The organism is Aquimarina celericrescens (assembly GCF_042682765.1).
GTDB classification, from domain to species: Bacteria; Bacteroidota; Bacteroidia; order Flavobacteriales; family Flavobacteriaceae; genus Aquimarina; species Aquimarina celericrescens.
Window position 1 is genome coordinate 1 of sequence record NZ_JBHUHY010000010.1, and the last position, 1,609, is coordinate 1,609.

1 protein-coding gene is annotated in these 1,609 nt (G+C 42.2%); it reads left to right on the plus strand.

The annotated features are described in order from the left end of the window. Positions 1 to 1,609, plus strand: a 1,609-nt coding sequence (locus ACFSJT_RS10815; RefSeq protein WP_378320275.1) for a beta strand repeat-containing protein, incomplete at both ends; no start/stop codon positions are given.

Below are 1,609 nucleotides of genomic sequence, written 5' to 3' on the forward strand. Positions count from 1 at the left end.
TGGAACGAATTTGATCATTACTGATTCCGATGGAAGTACGGTGGCGATTGCACTGGCAGATATTGATACGAATACGACCAATGCTTCTTTAACTGAAGACGGAACGAATTTGATCATCACTGATTCCGATGGAAGTACGGTGGCGATTGCACTAGCAGATATTGATACCAATACAACCAATGCTTCTTTAACTGAAGATGGAACGAATTTGATCATTACCGATTCCGATGGAAGTACGGTGGCCATCGCACTGGCAGATATCGCAGCAGAAACAGATACCAATACGACCAATGCAAGTCTTACTGAAGATGGAACCAACTTAATCTTAACAGACTCTGATGGAAGTACCGTAGCCATCGCATTAGCGGATATCGATACCAACACAACCAATGCTTCTTTTACTGAAGACGGAACCAATTTGATCATCACTGATTCTGATGGAAGTACGGTGGCGATTGCACTGGCAGATATCGCAGCAGAAACAGATACCAATACAACCAATGCTTCTTTAACCGAAGATGGAACGAATTTGATCATCACTGATTCTGATGGAAGTACGGTGGCGATTGCATTAGCGGATATTGATACCAATACAACCAATGCTTCTTTTACCGAAGACGGAACCAATTTAATTATCACTGATTCTGATGGAAGTACGGTGGCGATTGCACTAGCGGATATTGATACCAATACGACCAATGCTTCCTTTACCGAAGATGGAACGAATTTGATCATCACTGATTCCGATGGAAGTACGGTGGCGATTGCACTAGCGGATATCGATACCAATACAACCAATGCTTCTTTAACTGAAGATGGAACGAATTTGATCATTACCGATTCCGATGGAAGTACGGTGGCGATTGCACTAGCGGATATCGATACCAACACAACCAATGCTTCTTTAACTGAAGATGGAACGAATTTAATTATCACTGATTCCGATGGAAGTACTGTAGCGATTGCACTAGCGGATATTGATACGAATACAACCAATGCTTCTTTAACTGAAGACGGAACCAATTTAATTATCACTGATTCTGATGGTAGCACTGTAGCCATCGCATTAGCAGATATTGACACCAACACAACCAATGCTTCCTTAACTGAAGATGGAACTAACCTTATCATCACCGATTCCGATGGTAGTACTGTAGCCATTGCACTGGCAGATATCGCAGCAGAAACAGATACCAATACGACCAATGCAAGTCTTACTGAAGATGGAACCAACTTAATCTTAACAGACTCTGATGGAAGTACCGTAGCCATCGCATTAGCGGATATCGATACCAATACAACCAATGCTTCTTTAACTGAAGACGGAACCAATTTGATCATCACAGATTCCGATGGTAGCACTGTAGCCATCGCATTAGCAGATATCGCAGCAGAAACAGATACCAACACTACCAATGCAAGTCTTACTGAAGATGGAACCAACTTAATCTTAACAGACTCTGATGGAAGTACGGTGGCGATTGCACTAGCGGATATCGATACCAATACAACCAATGCTTCTTTAACTGAAGACGGAACGAATTTGATCATCACCGATTCTGATGGAAGTACGGTGGCGATTGCATTAGCAGATATCGATACGAATACA